This is a genomic window from Thiomonas sp. 13-64-67, from assembly GCF_002282795.1.
GTDB classification, from domain to species: Bacteria; Pseudomonadota; Gammaproteobacteria; order Burkholderiales; family Burkholderiaceae_C; genus Thiomonas; species Thiomonas arsenitoxydans.
Window position 1 is genome coordinate 1 of sequence record NZ_NCKP01000055.1, and the last position, 16,340, is coordinate 16,340.

Here is a 16,340-nt window from a genome sequence, read left to right on the forward strand (position 1 = left end):
GAGTTCGAGCTTGAGGGGATCGAGCACGGCCATCGCACGCGGGGCGCGCGCATCGAGATCGTCGCGCAAAGCCTGTTCGAGCACGCTGTAGTCGATCCAAGAATCGGCCTTGCTCACGCCGATGCGATCGGTGAACAGACGCAGGCTCTCAGGCGTGTAGCCGCGTCGGCGCAAGCCCACCAGCGTGGGCATGCGCGGATCGTCCCAACCGTCCACGTGGCGCTCGGCCACGAGTTGCGCCAGTTTGCGCTTGCTCGTCACCACATAGGTGAGATTCAAGCGGGCGAATTCGTACTGGTGCGGCCGCGGGCTGGCGACCAGGCCCAGCCGCACGAGATGTTCGAGCAGCCAGTCGTAGAACGGCCGTTGGTCTTCGAACTCCAGGGTGCACAGGCTGTGGCTGATGCATTCCATCGCGTCTTCGATCGGATGCGCGAAGGTGTACATAGGGTAGATGCACCAGGTGTCGCCCGTGCGGTGATGGTGCGCGAAGCGGATGCGGTAAATCGCCGGATCGCGCAGATTGATATTAGGCGCGGCCATGTCGATCTTTGCGCGCAACACCATGCTGCCCTCCGGGTGCTGGCCCGCGCGCATTTCCTCGAAACGCCGCAGGTTTTCCTCGGGCGAACGGTTGCGCCAGGGGCTGTCCACACCCGGCTCGGTGAGCGTGCCGCGGTTGCGGCGCATGTCGTCGGCACTTTGCTCATCCACGTAAGCCAGACCGTGTTCGATCAGCGCGCAGGCGCAGCGGTACATGAAATCGAAGTCGTCGCTGGCATAGAACAGATGCGAGACACCGCCCGCATTCCAGTCGAAGCCCAGCCAATGCACCGCATCGAGAATGGCATCGACGTATTCCTGGTCTTCTTTTTCCGGATTGGTGTCGTCGAAACGCAAATGGCAGACCCCGCCGAAATCCTGCGCCAGACCGAAGTTCAGGCAGATGCTCTTGGCGTGGCCGATGTGCAAATAGCCGTTGGGCTCGGGCGGAAAGCGGGTGCGGATGCGCGCCGGATCGAGCGGGCCCGCAGCATGTTCAGCAGCGTCGGCCGGATGACCGGCAAAGCGCCGGTTTGCATAAGTGCCTTGCGCCAGATCGCGCTCGATAATCTGACGCAGGAAGTTCGAAGGTTTGTCAACAGGTTCCATAGCCCCGCTATTTGAACAGGTCTGGAAAAGGCAGGACGCGGCTGTGTTGCAGTGCAAACAGGTTGCCCTGTCCTGCGCCGGGCTGAAAGCCAAAAATCTGCCCCGATTGAAGCGCGGGAAAAAACTTCACACGTGCTGTCGGCAAGCCGGAATGGCTCTCGTTACTCAAGCACCAACCACAAGATGTTCAGGAGGTTTCCATCATGTTCCGTCACATCGTTCTGGCCCTTGCGGGCAGCGCCGCACTCATTGCCGCACCGGCGGCGCATGCTGACCGGGTGTTTTGGTCGGTCAACGTCGGCGTTCCCGGGGTGGTGACCAATTTTTCGAATGCTTACCCGGTGTATCAGGCGCCGCCGGTGGTGTATGCACCGCCGCCGCCCATGCCGCCGGTCTATTTCGCCCCACCTCCGCCCCCGCCGCGCCCGGTGTACTACGGCTATGGTCAGGTTTACACCCCGGTGGCAGTCGCGCCGCCCTACTACTACGGCGCTCCGGTGCGCCGCTGGGACCGCGATCATTGGCGGCATGACCGCGGACACGGCTGGGGTCATCGCGACCACGACCGCGGCGATTGGGATCGCCGCTGATGACTCCATGCTCAGCGGCGCTTACTGCTCCCCAGCAGGCTGCCCAGCACGCCGCGGATGATTTCTCGGCCCACGGTGCTGCCGATGCTGCGCGCAGCCGACTTGGCCAGGGTTTCGAGCATGGAATCCTTGCGGCCCGAACCTCTGGCCAGACCGCCCAGGCCCTGCCCCAGCGAATCGAGCAGACCGCCGCCTGAACCGGTTGGCGCTCCGGCAGTTGGCGCGGGCGCGGTGGCTTCTGGCGCGGCTTGCACCCGACCTTTGAGCAGTTCGTAGGCCGATTCGCGGTCTACCGTTTTTTCATACACCCCCGCCACCAGCGAGCCCTGCATCAGCGCCTTGCGTTCCTCGGGGCTGATCGGCCCGATACGGCTGCCCGGCGCCAGCATCCACACCCGCTCGGTCGGTGTAGGGCGACCCTTTTCGTCGAGCAGCGACACCAGCGCCTCGCCCACCGCGAGTTCGGTGATGGCCTGGGCCACGTCCAGACCCGGGTTGGGACGCATGGTGTCGGCCGCGGTTTTCACTGCCTTCTGGTCACGCGGGGTAAACGCGCGCAGCGCGTGCTGAATGCGGTTGCCCAGCTGGCCGAGCACGGTGTCGGGAATGTCCAACGGGTTCTGCGTGACGAAGAACACGCCCACGCCCTTGGAGCGGATGAGCCGCACGACCTGCTCGATTTTTTCCAGCAGCGGTTTGGGCGCATCGTTGAACAGCAGATGCGCCTCGTCGAAAAAGAACACCAGCTTGGGTTGATCGGGGTCGCCAATTTCGGGCAGACGCTCGAACAACTCGGACAACAGCCACAGCAGAAAGGTCGCATACAGACGCGGCGCCTGATAGAGCTTGTCGGCGGCGAGGATGTTGACCATGCCGCGCCCATTGCCGTCGGTCTGCATCAGGTCGTCGATGTTGAGCATGGGCTCGCCGAAGAACTTGTCGGCGCCCTGGGTTTCAAGCTGCAGCAAGCCGCGCTGAATGGCCCCCACGCTGGCCGCGCTGATATTGCCGTACTCGGTTGTGAAGCTCGCCGCGTTGTCGCCCACCTCCTGCAGCATGGCGCGCAGGTCTTTCATGTCGAGCAGCAGCAGGCCGTTGTCGTCGGCGATTTTGAACACCAGATTGAGCACGCCGGTCTGCGTCTCGTTGAGTTGCAGCAACCGCGCCAGCAGCAGCGGCCCCATGTCGGAAATGGTGGCGCGGATGGGATGGCCCTGCTCGCCGAACACGTCCCACAGCGTCACCGGGCAGGCGCCGAAAGTCGGCTCGGGCAGGCCGAGGGTCTTGAGGCGTTCGGCCAGCTTGGGGCTCAGACTGCCCGCTTGTGAAATTCCGGTCAGGTCGCCCTTCACATCGGCCATGAACACCGGCGTGCCGATGCGCGAAAACGCCTCGGCCAGCACCTGCAGACTCACGGTCTTGCCGGTGCCGGTCGCGCCGGTGATGAGGCCGTGGCGATTGGACAGGCGCGGCAACAAGTGGCATTGCCCCTTGCCGTGCTGGGCGATGAGGATGGGGTCGGACATGGCGGTAGCCTGGGTGTGAAGGGGGTCGGGCGGGAATCGGGCGTACGGCGCGAAAGTAGAATTCGCAGTCTATCAACGCCCTCGCTGCAAGCTGTCACCCTGCCGCAGGGCTTCCATCAGGAGCATCGCACCACCATGGCCGGACATTCCAAATGGGCCAATATCCAGCACCGCAAAGGCCGTCAGGACGAAAAACGCGGCAAGGTCTGGACCAAGATCATCCGTGAAATCTCGGCCGCAGCCCGTCTGGGCGGCGGCGACCCCAACGCCAATCCCCGACTGCGCCTGGCGGTCGACAAGGCCAAGGCGGCGAATATGCCCGCCGATACGGTGAAGAAAAACATCGACAAGGCCACCGGCGCGCTCGAAGGCGTGCATTACGAAGAAATTCGCTACGAAGGCTATGGCGTGGGCGGTGCGGCGATCATCATCGACTGCCTGACCGACAACCGCGTGCGCACCGTGGCCGAAGTGCGCCATGCGCTGTCCAAGAACGGCGGCAATCTGGGCACCGAGGGCTCCGTGGCCTTCCAGTTCAGGCATTGCGGCCAGCTCGTGTTCGCGCCCGGCACCTCGGAAGACAAGGTGATGGAAGCGGCACTGGAGGCTGGAGCGGACGACGTGATCACGGATGACGACGGCGCGATCGAAGTGCTCACTCCGCCGGCCCAGTTCGAGGCGGTGCGCGCCGCGCTTGAAGCCGCCGCGCTGCAGCCAGAACTCGCCGTCATCACCATGCGCGCCGACAACACGGTCGAGCTGGCGGGCGACGATGCCGAAAAGATGCAAAAACTCATCGACGCCCTGGAAGACCTCGACGATGTGCAAGAGGTCTATCACAACGCCGCCTTCGCCTAAACCACCGCATTCACCATGAAACTCCTCGTCATCGGCTCCGGCGGACGTGAACACGCCATCGCCTGGAAGCTGGCGCAGGCGCCGCGGGTACAGAAGGTCTATGTCTCTCCCGGCAACGGCGGCACCGCGCTCGACTCCCGGCTGGAGAACCTGCAGGTGGCCAACGCCGAAGAGCTGGCCGCGTTTTGCGTGCGCGAAAAAATCGCCTACACCGTGGTCGGGCCCGAAGCGCCGCTGGCCGCAGGCATCGTCGACGGCTTTCGCGCCCGCGGCCTGAAGATCTTTGGCCCGACCCGCGCCGCCGCCCAGCTCGAAAGCTCCAAGGCGTTCTCCAAAGACTTCATGGCGCGGCACCACATTCCCACCGCGGCCTATGCCACGTTCGAAGATGCCGCGGCGGCCCATGCCTATGTGGACGCGCACGGCGCGCCCATCGTCGTCAAAGCCGATGGCCTGGCCGCGGGCAAGGGCGTGGTGGTGGCGCAGACGGCGGACGAAGCCCACGCCGCCATCGACGACATGCTGCAGGCCAACCGCTACGGCGTGCAGCACAACGCGGGCCGCGCACGCGTGGTCATCGAAGAGTTTTTGCAGGGCGAAGAAGCCAGCTTCATCGTCATGGTCGACGGCCTGCACGTGCTCGCACTGGCCTCCAGCCAGGATCACAAACGCCTGCTCGATGGCGACAACGGCCCCAACACCGGCGGCATGGGCGCTTATTCACCAGCGCCCGTGGTCACGCCCGAAGTGCACGCCCGGGTGATGCGCGAAATCATCCTGCCCACCGTCAAGGGCATGGCGGCCGACGGCATTCCGTTCACCGGCTTTCTCTACGCCGGGCTGATGATCGACGCCCAGGGCCGCGCCAAGACGCTGGAATTCAACTGCCGCATGGGCGACCCGGAAACCCAGCCCATCATGGCCCGCCTCAAGAGCGATCTTTCGGTGGTGTTCGAGAAGGCCATCGCCGGGCAGCTCGATCAAGTGGAACTGGAGTGGGACCGCCGCACCGCCCTGGGCGTGGTGCTCGCAGCACATGGCTACCCTGAAAGCCCGCGCAAGGGCGACGCCATCACCGGCATCCCGCCCGAGACCGCCGACTGCATCACCTTCCACGCCGGTACCACGCTCGACGCGCAGGGCGTGCTGCGCACCTCGGGCGGCCGGGTGCTGGCCGTCACCGCGCTGGGCGATTCGCCGCGCATCGCGCAGCAGCGCGCTTACGAGGCCATCCACACGATTCACTTCGACGGCATGCAATGCCGCCGCGACATCGGCTGGCGGGCCATCAAGCGATAAGCTGAATGTTGACTTGCGCCTGCAAGCCGGGCAAAGCGGCCGGATCGAACAATTCGGTGCCGGGTTGCTGAGAAGTGCCGCTGCCGCAGGCCAGGGCGAGACGCAGGGCATCGGCGGGTGTTGCATGGCGTGAGAGGGCGGCGACCAAACCGCCGACCATCGAATCGCCCGCGCCGACGGTGGACACCACCGCCACCTCGGGCGCGTGGCCGATAACAGACCCACTCCACGCCTTGCGCGTGCAGCACGCGGGCCTCGCGGATGACCTCATCCCGCGTGGGCAGCGGTCGGCCGACGAGCTGTTCGAGTTCGAAACGGTTGGGCTTGATGAGAAAGGGCCGGGCGGCCACTGCCTGCGCCAGCGCCTCACCCTGCGCGTCCACCACGGGCTTTGCGCCTTGGGCACGCAGGGCGGCGCACAGCTCGGCGTAGTAGCCGGGCGGAACGCCAGGAGAACGCGAACCGGTGAGCACTGCGTAGCCATTGCGGGCGAGTTCGAGCACTTCGGCGCTGATGCGGTCCAGTGTCGCGGCGTCGATCACCGGCCCGGTGGCGCTGACCTCGAACTGGGCACGCGGCTGGCGCTGCTGCAAGGTGGTGTTGATACGGGTTTCGCCGTCGATGCGCACCAGATGAGGATGGTCGATCTGCCCGCCGATCAGTCGCTCGAACAGCATGCCGATTTCGCCCGCCACGGTGGCGCAGGCCCATGCCGGAATGCGCAGCCTCTTGAGCGCACGCGCCACGTTGGTACCGTTGCCGCCGGGATCAAGCCGCGTGGCGGTGGCGTGGACTTTCTGGTCTTCGATCAGTTGCGGGATGTCGTAGCTCACGTCCACGCAAGGATTGAGCGTGAGGGTGACGATGGGCGGCATGTCGGCTTGAACGGGGGTCATGCGGTTTCCTCTTTGCGATGCCCTCAACCATAACCGCCGCCGCCGGGCGTTTGAATGACGAACACATCTCCCGGCTGCATTTCTGCGCTGGCGCAAGCGGGCAGCGGCTCGATGCGGCCGTCCGCACGCTCGATCTGGTTGACGCCCACGGCGCCAGGGGCGCCGCCCGCCATGCCGAAGGCGGGCACGCGGCGGCCATTGGAGAGAATGCCCGCGGTCATCGGCTCTAGAAAGCGGATGCGCCGCACCCCGCCGTCGCCACCGCGCCAGCGCCCGGCGCCGCCCGAACCGGTGCGGATGGCGAAGCTCTCCAAGCGGACGGGATAGCGCCATTCCAGCACTTCGGGGTCGGTCAGTCGGGAGTTGGTCATATGGGTCTGCACGACGGAGGCGCCGTCGAAGCCGCCGGCCTGCTGGCCCTGGGCATCGAACACACCTCCCGCGCCGGAGCCGCCCGCAATGGTCTCGTAATACTGGTGCTGCGCGTTGCCGAAGGTGAAGTTGTTCATGGTGCACTGGCTTGCGGCCTGCACGCCCAGTGCACCGAACAGCGCATTGGTCACACACATGCTCACTTCCACATTGCCTGCGACTACGGCAGCGGGCGGCCGCGGCGCCAGCATCGAGCCCTCGGGCACGATGAGATGCAGGGGCTTGAGGCAACCGGCGTTGAGCGGAATGTCGTCGTCCACCAGGCAGCGAAAAACGTATAGCACCGCCGCCACGGTGACGGCCTTGGGCGCGTTGAAATTGTCGGGCTGTTGCGGCGAGGTGCCGGTGAAGTCGATCTCGGCTTCGCGCTGCTCGCGGTTGACGCGGATGCTCACGCTGATGCGCGCGCCGCTGTCGAGCTCCAGGCTGAACGCGCCGTCGTGCAGCGCGCCGATCACCCGGCGCACCGCGGCCTCGGCGTTGTCCTGCACATGCTGCATATAGGCGCGCACCACGTTCAGCCCATAGTCGGCCACGAGTTTGCGCAGTTCGTATGCGCCGGTCTGGTTGGCCGCGATCTGGGCCTTGAGGTCGGCCAGGTTCTGCTGCGGATTGCGCGCTGGCCAGCGTCCGCCAGACAGCATCGCCAGCACCTCGGCCTCGCGCAGGCGGCCTGCGTCCACCAGCTTGAAGTTGTCGATCACCACGCCTTCTTCAAGAATGCTGCGCGAGAACGGCGGCATGGAGCCCGGCGTGATGCCGCCGATGTCGGCATGGTGGCCGCGCGAACCCACAAAGAACAGCACCTCGCGCCCTGCGGCGTCGAACACCGGCGTGACCACGGTGACATCGGGCAGATGCGTGCCGCCGTGATAGGGATCGTTGAGCATGAACACATCGCCAGGCCGCATGGTGGAGCGGTTTTCGCGGATGACGGTCTGGATGCTCTCGCCCATCGACCCGAGATGCACCGGCACATGCGGCGCGTTGGCGATGAGCTGGCCCTGCGCGTCGAACAGCGCGCAAGAGAAGTCCAGCCGCTCCTTGATGTTGACCGACACGGCGGTGTTTTGCAGTTGCACCCCCATCTGCTCGGCGATGTGCATGAACTGGTTGTTGAACAGCTCCAGCCGCACCGGGTTGACCGCGGTGTCGTCATCGCACGCGCGGGTCTGTCCGGCCAGACGGTGCAGTTCCACATGACCGGCCGCGGTGATGCGGGCACTCCAGCCGGGCTCGACGAGCAGGGTGGTGTGGGCATCAGCGAGCAACGCGGGGCCCTCGACCTGCTGGCCCGGCTGGCACTCGGCGCGCCGCACCAGCACGGTGTCTTGCCAGCGGCCGCCAATGAACACAGGCAGCCGGGCGTGCGGCGGCATGACGCCCGTCACTTCCGTCTGCAGCGCCTCGTGGTGCAGCTGTGCGCCGCCGCCCGCGGCCTCCACCGATAACGCCTCGACCACCAGGCCGCGTTCGGGCATGTGGTGGGCATAGCGCTGAAGATAGATGCGCTCGAATTCGGCCCGCATCGCCGCCGCATCGGCCAGCGCCACCGGCAGCGCGGTGTCGCTGCCCGCATAGCGCAACAGCACGCTGACCCGCAGACGGATGCTGCCCGCGTCCACGCCCTGCGCCTGTAGTTCCTGCCTAGCCTGCGCCGCCAGCGCGTCGCGCACATCGTGCAGGCGCGGCAGTAGGTCGTCGTGCAGCGGCGCTTCCACACTGCGCTGCTGCATGGCGGTCTGCTCGGCCAGCCCCATGCCGTAGGCGGAGAGCACCCCGGCGAAGCGATGGATGAACACCCGCTCCATGCCCAGCGCATCGGCCACGCTGCAGGCGTGCTGCGCCCCGGCGCCGCCAAAACATTGCAGGGTGTAGCGCTCTACGTCATAGCCGCGCGCCAGCGAAATGCGCTTGATCGCCCCGGCCATGGCCTGCACCGCAACGGCCAGATAGCCCTCGGCCACATCCTCCGGGGTTTGTGGCTGGCCGGTGTCGCGGGCGATGCGCGCGGCCAGTTCGGTAAAGCGCTCGCGCACCCCGTCGGCATCCAGCGGAGCGTCGCCCCGCGGTCCGAACACGGACGGAAAATGCTCGGGGCGAATGCGGCCGAGCATCACATTCGCATCGGTGATGGTCAGCGGCCCACCGCGCCGGTAGCTGGCCGGGCCCGGGTTGGCCCCGGCCGAATCGGGCCCCACGCGCAGCCGTGCGCCATCGAAATGCAGAATGGAACTGCCCCCGGCCGCCACGGTATGAATATGCAACATCGGCGCGCGCACCCGCACCCCGGCCACCTGGGTATCGAACACCCGCTCGAACTCGCCCGCGTAATGCGACACGTCGGTCGAAGTGCCCCCCATGTCGAAGCCGATGACCTTGGCATGGCCCGCCTGCTCCGCGGTGCGCGCCATGCCCACGATGCCGCCTGCCGGTCCAGACAGAATCGCATCTTTTCCATGAAAAGCGTGCGCCTCGGTGAGCCCGCCGCTGGACTGCATGAACAGCAGCCGCACCCCCGGCATCTCGGCGGCCACCTGATCGACATAGCACCGCAGAATGGGCGAGAGATAGGCGTCGACCACCGTGGTGTCGCCCCGCGAGACAAACTTCATCAGCGGGCTGGTTTCATGCGAGGTACTCACTTGCGTGAAACCGACTTCGCGAGCGATGCGCGCCGCAGCAAGCTCATGCGCGGACTCGCGCCAGCCGTGCATGAACACAATCGCCGCCGCGCGCAGCCCGGCATCGAAGGCATCTTGCAGATCGCGCCGCAAGGCCTCGGCATCGAGCGGCTGCAGCACCGCGCCGTCCGCGCCCACGCGCTCCTGCGCCTCGATCACCCGGCTGTAAAGCAACTCGGGCAACACGATGCGGCGGTCGAATAGTCTGGGACGGTTTTGGTACGCAATGCGCAGCGCGTCGCGAAAACCTGCCCCGGCGTGATCAAAGCCCCCTGCTGCAACCCCAGCAGTTGGCGGATGCCCGCCACCGCCGCATCGCGGTATTGCTCCGGGTTTTCCGACAGCAGCTTGTGCGCCACCAAACTGCCATCGGGCCGACGCGCGACGATGTCGGTGAACGTGCCGCCACGGTCGACCCAGAATTGCCAGCGATCGGACGGGGCAGGCATGGCGGCTCAGCTGTTCTGTACGCTGATGGTCGGGAACTTGGCGGTGTAGTCGCGGCCTTGCTGCGCGACTTTCACCGCTACGGCGCGGGCGATGGATTTGTAGCTCTGGGCGATGGCGCCCTCCGGGTCGGCCACCACGGTGGGACGGCCGCTGTCGGCCTGTTCGCGGATGCGGATATCGAGCGGGAGGCCGCCAAGATAGTCCACCTTGAAATCAAGGCTCATCTTTTCGCCGCCGCCCGCGCCGAAGATGTGCTCGATATGGCCGCAGTTGGAGCACACATGCATCGCCATGTTCTCGACGATGCCGAGAATGGGCACGCCCACTTTCTCGAACATCTTCAGGCCTTTGCGCGCATCGAGCAGAGCGATGTCTTGCGGCGTGGTGACGATGATGGCGCCGGTCAGCGGCACGCGCTGGCTCAGGGTCAGTTGAATGTCGCCGGTGCCCGGAGGCATGTCCACGATGAGGTAGTCGAGGTCTTGCCACGCGGTCTGGCGCAGCAATTGTTCGAGGGCCTGCGTGGCCATGGGGCCGCGCCAGATCATGGGATTGTCGGCTTCGATCAGAAAGCCGATGGACATGATCTGCACGCCGTAGTTTTCCAGCGGTTCCATGTTCTGGCCGTCGCGGCTTTGCGGCTGGCCGGAAACGCCCATCATCATGGGCTGCGAAGGGCCGTAGATGTCGGCGTCAAGCAGGCCGACACGGGCGCCCTCCGCCGCTAGCGCTAGCGCAAGGTTGGCCGCGGTGGTGCTCTTGCCCACCCCGCCTTTGCCCGAGGCCACCGCGATGATGTTCTTCACTTCCGGCAGGGGTTTGAGCCCGCGCTGCACCGCGTGCGACACCACCCGGCTGCGCACTGCCACCGAGACGTTCTGCACCCCCGGCACGGCGCGCAGCGCGGCGATGACTTGCTTTTGCAGATCGGCATGCAGGCTGCGCGCTGGGTAGCCGAGTTCAACTTCGAGCGACACGTCGCCGCCGTCCACGCGCAAGTTTTTGATGGCTTTTTCCGCGACCAGCGAAGCGCCGGTTTGCGGGTCTTGAAGGGTTTGCAGTGCGGCCTGAACCGCAGAATCGAGAGCTTGGGACATGGTCAAACTGATGGAGGGGTGCCGAGTTGTTCGTGCCGATGGAATTTTGAGCCACCGTGCCGATTCAATTTTGACCCGGGGTCTGAGGGCGACTGCTGGGCAGCCGGATGGCAATAAGTCTACGGTTTTTGCTTAGGGTTGGCTTTTGGTGGGCGGGCTTGGATCCTAGGAATCTGTCGGACTTGAGGATCGCGGGCTGCAAAATGGCGCTGCGGCGCCCTGCGCCAGCGGCTTTTTGCTCCATAGCGTCGGCTATGGAGCGGCAAATCCGCCACCACAGAGCATCCCCATCGCCATTTTTCGCCATCCGCGCCCCAAGCCCGACAGACTCCTTGAGGCAAGCTGCGTCGGGCGCGGCACAGAGCGTTGTGCTGGCGGAAATGCAACCGCCGGATCTTGCCAATCATGTCCATGGTGATCACTCCTGCCCCCGCGCCTAAAAAAGCAGCAGGGTAGGTGGAACACCCGGGTCAATTTTTCGCTCGGCCCGACAGGCTCCTTTCAAGCTGCCGCAGGGCAGCTTGAAGCCGCGGGCCTCATCCCCCTCTCGGGAGCCAGACGCGAACGCGGCAGGTCTGGGGGCGCTCTCAGTGCAGTACGGCAAGATCGCGGGCCATGCGAATGGCCGCAATCAGGCTGGAGGGGTCGGCTTGGTCGCGGCCGGCGATGTCGAACGCCGTACCGTGATCGGGGCTGGTCCGCACAAAGGGCAGCCCCAGCGTGACGTTCACGCCCTGCTCCACGCCGAGATACTTCACCGGAATCAGGCCCTGATCGTGATACATCGCCACCACGATGTCGAAGGCGCCCGGGTGCTCGGGCGGTGCGTGACGCGCGCGCATGAACACGGTATCAGGCGGGTAAGGCCCGCTGGCGGCAATGCCCTCGCTGCGCGCCTGAGCGATCGCCGGGGCGATGATCCGCTCTTCCTCGTCGCCGAACAGACCTGACTCGCCCGCATGCGGGTTCAGCCCGGCAACGGCGATGCGCGGCTGCGCCAGCCCCCAACCACGGGCAGCCTGATGGGCGATGCGCAAGGTCTGCAAAACGGCTTCGGTCGTCACCGCATCGATGGCTTGCCGCAAGGCCATGTGCACAGTCACCAGCACGGTCTTGAGTTGCTCGTTGGCGAGCATCATGCGCACGGGTACGCCGCCCGCGATGTGCTGCAGGATTTCGGTATGCCCGGGAAAATTCACGCCCGCGGCATGCAGCGCCGCTTTGTGGATGGGCGCCGTCACCACGGCGGCCACCCGACCCGCGAGGGCGTCTCGGGCCGCGGCTTCGATGCACGCGTAGGCCGCTGCACCGGCGCGGGCGTCCACCTGCCCGATGACCAGGTCGGCAGGCAGCGCGACGATGGGCAGCACGGGAATGGCCCCGCGCGGAACCTTCTTCCACTCGGCCAGTTCGTCGAGTTCCACGATGGCCGGACGGCTGCTGTCGGGTGAAAACCGCAGGGTGCGCGCCGTGCGGGCCAGCCAAGCCGCGTCGCCGTAAACCACGCACCCAATCGCCTCGCCTTGCGCAAAGGCCCGTACGAGGGTTTCGGGGCCGATGCCGCAGGGGTCGCCCAGAGTCAGGGCGATCGGGCGGCTGGGCGTGGATTCAGGCGGGGTTGTCGAGGTCGATGAAGACATGGTCGAGTCCGTAGTGAGCGGCCAGATGGTCGCCGAGCGCACGTATGCCGTCGCGCTCGGTGGCATGGTGGCCGCAGGCCAGGTAAGTGATGCCCATTTCACGCGCGAAATGCGCCGTGGGTTCGGAAATTTCGCCACTGACAAAGGTGCGTGCCCCCGCGGCCCAGGCGTCTTCGATCCAGTCCTGCGCGCCGCCGGTGCACCAGGCCAATGTCCCGACAGGCGCATCGGCCTCGCCCACTACCAGGGGCGTGCGCCCCAGATCGCGCGCAACGGCCTGCGCGAGTTGGCCGATGGTCGCTTGCGGCGCGCTGCCCAGACAGCCCAGTTGCTGTTTGCCGAAGCGGCCCTGTACCGACCAGCCCAGCCGCCGCGCCAGCATGACGTTGTTGCCGACTTCGCCATGCGCGTCGAGCGGCAGGTGATAGGCGAACAGGTTGAGATCGGCGGCTAGCAGCAGCCCCAGGCGCTTGCGCTTCTGGCGGATGATGCGTGGATCTTCTCCGCGCCAGAAATAGCCATGATGCACCAGCAGCGCATCGGCCCGCAGCGCGATGGCGCGCTCGATCAGCGCCAGGCTTGCCGTAACGCCAGTGACAATGCGCGCAATCTCCTCCCGACCCTCGACCTGCAGGCCGTTTGGGCAATAATCGGTAAAACGCGCGCAATCGAGATAAGTGTCGATTTCGCCCTGCAAATGGTCTCTGCGCATGGTGGCCTTGAAGCGTGATGACGCGCCGCCATGTGGGGAGACATCTCCTCACTCGGTCCCTGTATGCGACGCCTCTGGCTGCTATTTTCCCAGACTGTGACGATTGCGCTCGCCGCGCTGTTCGTCGTCTCCACCCTCAAGCCGGAATGGGTGCGTTTCGGCGCTCCGGTTTCCACGCTGGCGAGCGCGCCGGCTGTCGTCACCATTCAGGACGCCCCGGCCGCGCCTGCCGCTGCGCCCGCTGCGGGAAGCTATAGCACCGCGGCGCTCAAGGCCATGCCGGCTGTCGTCTCCATCACCACCTCGAAGGCTCCGCGCCGTCTGCCGGGCCGTGACCCTTGGCTGCGCCAGTTTCAGGGCAGCCGCCAGCCGACCGTCGGCCTCGGCTCGGGCGTGATCGTCAGCCCGGACGGCTACATCCTCACCAACAACCACGTCATCGAAGGCGCGGACCAGATCGAAGTCAAGCTGTCCGATGGACGCGAAGCCCGGGCCACCCTGGTCGGGCGCGATCCCGATACCGATCTCGCGGTGCTGCGCATCGGGCTGAACAAACTGCCGGTCATCACATTCGGCAGCGATGCCAACGCGCATGTGGGCGATGTGGTGCTGGCCATCGGCTATCCGTTCGGCGTGGGCCAGACGGTCACGCAGGGCATCATCAGCGCCCTAGGCCGCACCCAGCTGGGCATCAACACCTTCGAGAATTTCATCCAGACCGACGCCGCCATCAACCCCGGCAACTCCGGCGGCGCGCTGGTGGACGCCAACGGCAACCTCATCGGCATCAACACCGCCATCTTCTCGCGCAGCGGCGGCTCGCTGGGCATCGGCTTCGCCGTTCCGGTCTCGACGGCGCGCAATGTCATGCAGCAACTCATCAGCACCGGACAGGTGGTTCGCGGCTGGATCGGCGTCGAACCTCAGGACGTGACCGATCAGCTCGCGCGCACCCTGAATCTGCCGCATCCGGAAGGCGTGGTGATCATCGGCGTGTTGCGCAAAGGCCCGGCTGACGAGGCGGGCGTGCGCCCTGGTGATGTGGTGCTCGATGTGGCGGGCAAGCCGGTGGTCAATACCGGCCAACTACTCAACGCCGTGGCGGCGCTCACGCCCGGAAGCGAAGCCGCGATTAAGGTGCTGCGCGGCGGCAAGGCCACCACGCTGCAGGTCCGCATCGGCACCCGACCGCAGAACATCGGCCAGATGCCGCCCGCTGAAGACGGAGAAGGCGTGCTGCCCTGAGCTAAAAAGCGTTTAGCGTAGCGCTCAGGCTGCTGGCGACTGCGCGTCTTTTTCTTCGTCGGAAGGCGGCGCCGAATACTTGACCAGATACTTCGCCGCGAGAATGCCGACCTCGAACAGCAGAATCATCGACAGCGCCAATGAAGTCTGCGACACCACATCCGGCGGCGTGACGATGGCCGCCACGATGAACGCCACCACGATGAAATAGCTGCGCCAGGATTTGAGCTGCTCAACCGTCACCAGCCCGAAGCGCACCAGCACCATGAGCACCACCGGCACCTCAAACGCGGTGCCGAACGCCATGAACATGGTCAGCATGAAACTCAAGTACGCCTCGATGTCCGGGGCAGCGGTGATCACTTTCGGGGCGAACCCCTGAATGAATGTGAACAACCGCCCGAACACGAAGAAGTAGCAAAACGCCACCCCCATGTAAAACAACAGCGTGCTGCTGATGATCAGCGGCATGACCAAGCGCTTTTCATGGGTGTAGAGACCAGGCGCAACAAAGGCCCAGACCTGATAGAGCACTGCAGGCAAGGCGATCATGAACGCCACCAGCAGCGTGACCTTGATGGGCACCACAAAAGGTGAGATCACGCCAATGGCGATCATCGTCGAGCCCTTGGGCAGATGCGCGATGAGCGGTTGGGACAGCAGATCGAACAGACCCGAAGGGCCGGGGTAGATCGACAGCACAAGGAACACCACGCCGATGGCCGCAATGGCGCGGATGAGTCGATTGCGCAGCTCGATCAGATGCGAGATGAACGGCTGTTCGGCCTCGGGGCTGTCCGGTGTCACTGTTTTCTTGGGATCAGACACGGGCTATGCACTCGATTGCAAAGAGAGGATGGAACAAGCAGAAGGGGCGCCGCATCGGCACGCTGATCACCACGGAGATCAGCGTTTGACGCGGTAACGCGCCATGCGCGCCGCACCCGACAAGGCCTGGGTGCGCACGCGCGCCTGCCGCCTGTACCACTGCGGAACCGTATTGCCCGAGAGTTTTTTGCGTTTCTTGGTCGGATAGTCCGGGCTGGGCAGACTGGGGGACGAAAAACCATCGGCCATGGAAGGCTCGGCCTCGCCGCTCAGACCCGCCGTGGCTTCCTTCCAGGCATCGTCAAAGCTGCCCTGAACCTCGGCCAGGTTGTCGCTCACCGACTTTTTCATATCCTGCGCTGCGGTCTCAAGGGACGATTTCACGTTGCGCAGCTCTTCAAGATCGATTTGGCGATTGACCTCGGCCTTCACTTCAGCCAAGTAGCGCTGCGCGCGGCCCAGCAGGTTGCCCGCAGTGCGAGCCACGCGCGGCAGCTTCTCCGGCCCGAGTACAACAAGGGCCACCACGCCGATCAGGCCGATTTCGGACATTCCGATGTCAAACATGGGCGGTCAGTGGGAGCAATGGCGCAGCAGGCAAGCCGAGCAAGAAAAGATTTGCGGAAAAAATCGGGGCAAGACAAAAAACCGGCATCGCTGCCGGCTCGCGGTGAGGGCCAATTTCAGGAAGATGACTTCTCTTTGGCTTGCACGTCAATGGCTTCTTTCTTGGCGCTGGCTTCAGCGGCAAGCTGCTTGTCGGCCTCGGCGGGTTTGTCATCTGCGCTGGCATCGCGCATGCCGTCCTTGAAGCCTTTCACCGCAGAACCAAGGTCGGAACCCATGTTCTTCAGCTTCTTGGTGCCGAACACCATCATCACAATCACCAGCACGATCAGCCAGTGCCAAATGCTAAATGAGCCCATGATTT

General features: G+C 65.2%; 13 protein-coding genes and 2 pseudogenes. 4 read left to right on the forward strand and 11 right to left on the reverse strand.

Annotated elements, in window-relative coordinates:
- Positions 1-1,152: glutamine--tRNA ligase (gene glnS / locus B7X30_RS12230; protein WP_286730901.1), on the reverse strand; the 1,152-nt coding region annotated here is incomplete at its 3' end.
- Between the two features lie 203 nt (positions 1,153-1,355).
- On the opposite strand from glnS, the gene B7X30_RS12235 reads away from it, so the two are divergent.
- Entirely contained in the window at positions 1,356-1,742 is a 387-nt protein-coding gene (locus B7X30_RS12235) for a hypothetical protein (RefSeq protein ID WP_013105175.1), read from the forward strand.
- Positions 1,743-1,753: 11 nt separating this feature from the next.
- On the opposite strand, the gene B7X30_RS12240 is transcribed toward B7X30_RS12235, so the two are convergent.
- On the reverse strand, positions 1,754-3,268 hold the full coding sequence (locus B7X30_RS12240; RefSeq protein WP_156053188.1) for a helicase HerA-like C-terminal domain-containing protein: 1,515 nt from the start codon (positions 3,266-3,268) through the stop codon (positions 1,754-1,756).
- Positions 3,269-3,403: 135 nt separating this feature from the next.
- Here B7X30_RS12240 and B7X30_RS12245 point away from each other — a divergent pair, with 135 nt between their 5' ends.
- Both B7X30_RS12245 and purD read left to right on the forward strand, forming a co-directional pair.
- Positions 3,404-4,126: a YebC/PmpR family DNA-binding transcriptional regulator gene (locus tag B7X30_RS12245; protein ID WP_286730904.1), complete on the forward strand. Its 723-nt coding sequence runs from the start codon at positions 3,404-3,406 to the stop codon at positions 4,124-4,126.
- Between the two features lie 15 nt (positions 4,127-4,141).
- The gene (gene purD, locus B7X30_RS12250; protein ID WP_286730906.1) at positions 4,142-5,425 is read left to right on the forward strand and encodes a phosphoribosylamine--glycine ligase; all 1,284 of its coding nucleotides are present in this window, start codon (positions 4,142-4,144) and stop codon (positions 5,423-5,425) included.
- Here purD and B7X30_RS15765 read toward each other — a convergent pair.
- The 6 genes and pseudogenes from B7X30_RS15765 to B7X30_RS12280 all read right to left on the reverse strand — a co-directional run bounded on the left by B7X30_RS15765 (position 5,415) and on the right by B7X30_RS12280 (position 13,336).
- A complete protein-coding gene (locus B7X30_RS15765) occupies positions 5,415-5,696 on the reverse strand; it encodes a PfkB family carbohydrate kinase (RefSeq protein ID WP_353681919.1) in 282 nt (93 codons plus the stop codon). The genes purD and B7X30_RS15765 overlap by 11 nt on opposite strands.
- A 7-nt stretch (positions 5,697-5,703) precedes the next feature.
- A pseudogene (locus B7X30_RS12260) lies at positions 5,704-6,321 on the reverse strand (1-phosphofructokinase family hexose kinase); the annotation flags it as partial.
- A gap of 23 nt (positions 6,322-6,344) precedes the next feature.
- Positions 6,345-9,886 (reverse strand): annotated as a pseudogene (locus B7X30_RS12265) (hydantoinase B/oxoprolinase family protein).
- 6 nt (positions 9,887-9,892) lie between these two features.
- Complete coding sequence (gene apbC / locus B7X30_RS12270) at positions 9,893-10,984, reverse strand: iron-sulfur cluster carrier protein ApbC (protein WP_013122592.1); 1,092 nt, start codon at positions 10,982-10,984, stop codon at positions 9,893-9,895.
- Positions 10,985-11,571: 587 nt separating this feature from the next.
- Positions 11,572-12,624 (reverse strand): 4-hydroxythreonine-4-phosphate dehydrogenase PdxA, encoded by a 1,053-nt coding sequence (pdxA, locus tag B7X30_RS12275; protein WP_286730908.1) that lies wholly within the window; start codon positions 12,622-12,624, stop codon positions 11,572-11,574.
- Positions 12,593-13,336: a Nif3-like dinuclear metal center hexameric protein gene (locus B7X30_RS12280; protein ID WP_013105166.1), complete on the reverse strand. Its 744-nt coding sequence runs from the start codon at positions 13,334-13,336 to the stop codon at positions 12,593-12,595. The genes pdxA and B7X30_RS12280 overlap by 32 nt, the downstream gene beginning before the upstream one ends.
- Positions 13,337-13,399: 63 nt before the next feature.
- On the opposite strand from B7X30_RS12280, the gene B7X30_RS12285 reads away from it, so the two are divergent.
- Entirely contained in the window at positions 13,400-14,581 is a 1,182-nt protein-coding gene (locus B7X30_RS12285) for a S1C family serine protease (protein ID WP_286730909.1), read from the forward strand.
- Between the two features lie 24 nt (positions 14,582-14,605).
- On the opposite strand, the gene tatC is transcribed toward B7X30_RS12285, so the two are convergent.
- The 3 genes from tatC to tatA form a co-directional block, all read right to left on the reverse strand.
- Entirely contained in the window at positions 14,606-15,409 is an 804-nt protein-coding gene (gene tatC / locus B7X30_RS12290; RefSeq protein ID WP_013105164.1) for a twin-arginine translocase subunit TatC, read from the reverse strand.
- A 78-nt stretch (positions 15,410-15,487) separates the two neighbouring features.
- Positions 15,488-15,976 (reverse strand): Sec-independent protein translocase protein TatB, encoded by a 489-nt coding sequence (gene tatB, locus B7X30_RS12295; protein ID WP_156053196.1) that lies wholly within the window; start codon positions 15,974-15,976, stop codon positions 15,488-15,490.
- A gap of 116 nt (positions 15,977-16,092) precedes the next feature.
- Positions 16,093-16,335 carry a Sec-independent protein translocase subunit TatA gene (gene tatA / locus B7X30_RS12300; protein WP_013105162.1) on the reverse strand — a complete coding sequence of 81 codons (243 nt, stop codon included), beginning with the start codon at positions 16,333-16,335 and terminating at the stop codon, positions 16,093-16,095.
- Positions 16,336-16,340: the final 5 nt, after the last annotated feature.

Bases quoted from the DNA above. Each gene is read 5' to 3' on its own strand.
- B7X30_RS12235 (WP_013105175.1), top strand. From the start codon at position 1,356: ATGTTCCGTCACATCGTTCTGGCCCTTGCGGGCAGCGCCGCACTCATT.
- B7X30_RS12240 (WP_156053188.1), bottom strand. From the start codon at position 3,268: ATGTCCGACCCCATCCTCATCGCCCAGCACGGCAAGGGGCAATGCCAC.
- B7X30_RS12245 (WP_286730904.1), top strand. From the start codon at position 3,404: ATGGCCGGACATTCCAAATGGGCCAATATCCAGCACCGCAAAGGCCGT.
- purD (WP_286730906.1), top strand. From the start codon at position 4,142: ATGAAACTCCTCGTCATCGGCTCCGGCGGACGTGAACACGCCATCGCC.
- B7X30_RS15765 (WP_353681919.1), bottom strand. From the start codon at position 5,696: ATGAGGTCATCCGCGAGGCCCGCGTGCTGCACGCGCAAGGCGTGGAGT.
- apbC (WP_013122592.1), bottom strand. From the start codon at position 10,984: ATGTCCCAAGCTCTCGATTCTGCGGTTCAGGCCGCACTGCAAACCCTT.
- pdxA (WP_286730908.1), bottom strand. From the start codon at position 12,624: ATGTCTTCATCGACCTCGACAACCCCGCCTGAATCCACGCCCAGCCGC.
- B7X30_RS12280 (WP_013105166.1), bottom strand. From the start codon at position 13,336: ATGCGCAGAGACCATTTGCAGGGCGAAATCGACACTTATCTCGATTGC.
- B7X30_RS12285 (WP_286730909.1), top strand. From the start codon at position 13,400: ATGCGACGCCTCTGGCTGCTATTTTCCCAGACTGTGACGATTGCGCTC.
- tatB (WP_156053196.1), bottom strand. From the start codon at position 15,976: ATGTTTGACATCGGAATGTCCGAAATCGGCCTGATCGGCGTGGTGGCC.
- tatA (WP_013105162.1), bottom strand. From the start codon at position 16,335: ATGGGCTCATTTAGCATTTGGCACTGGCTGATCGTGCTGGTGATTGTG.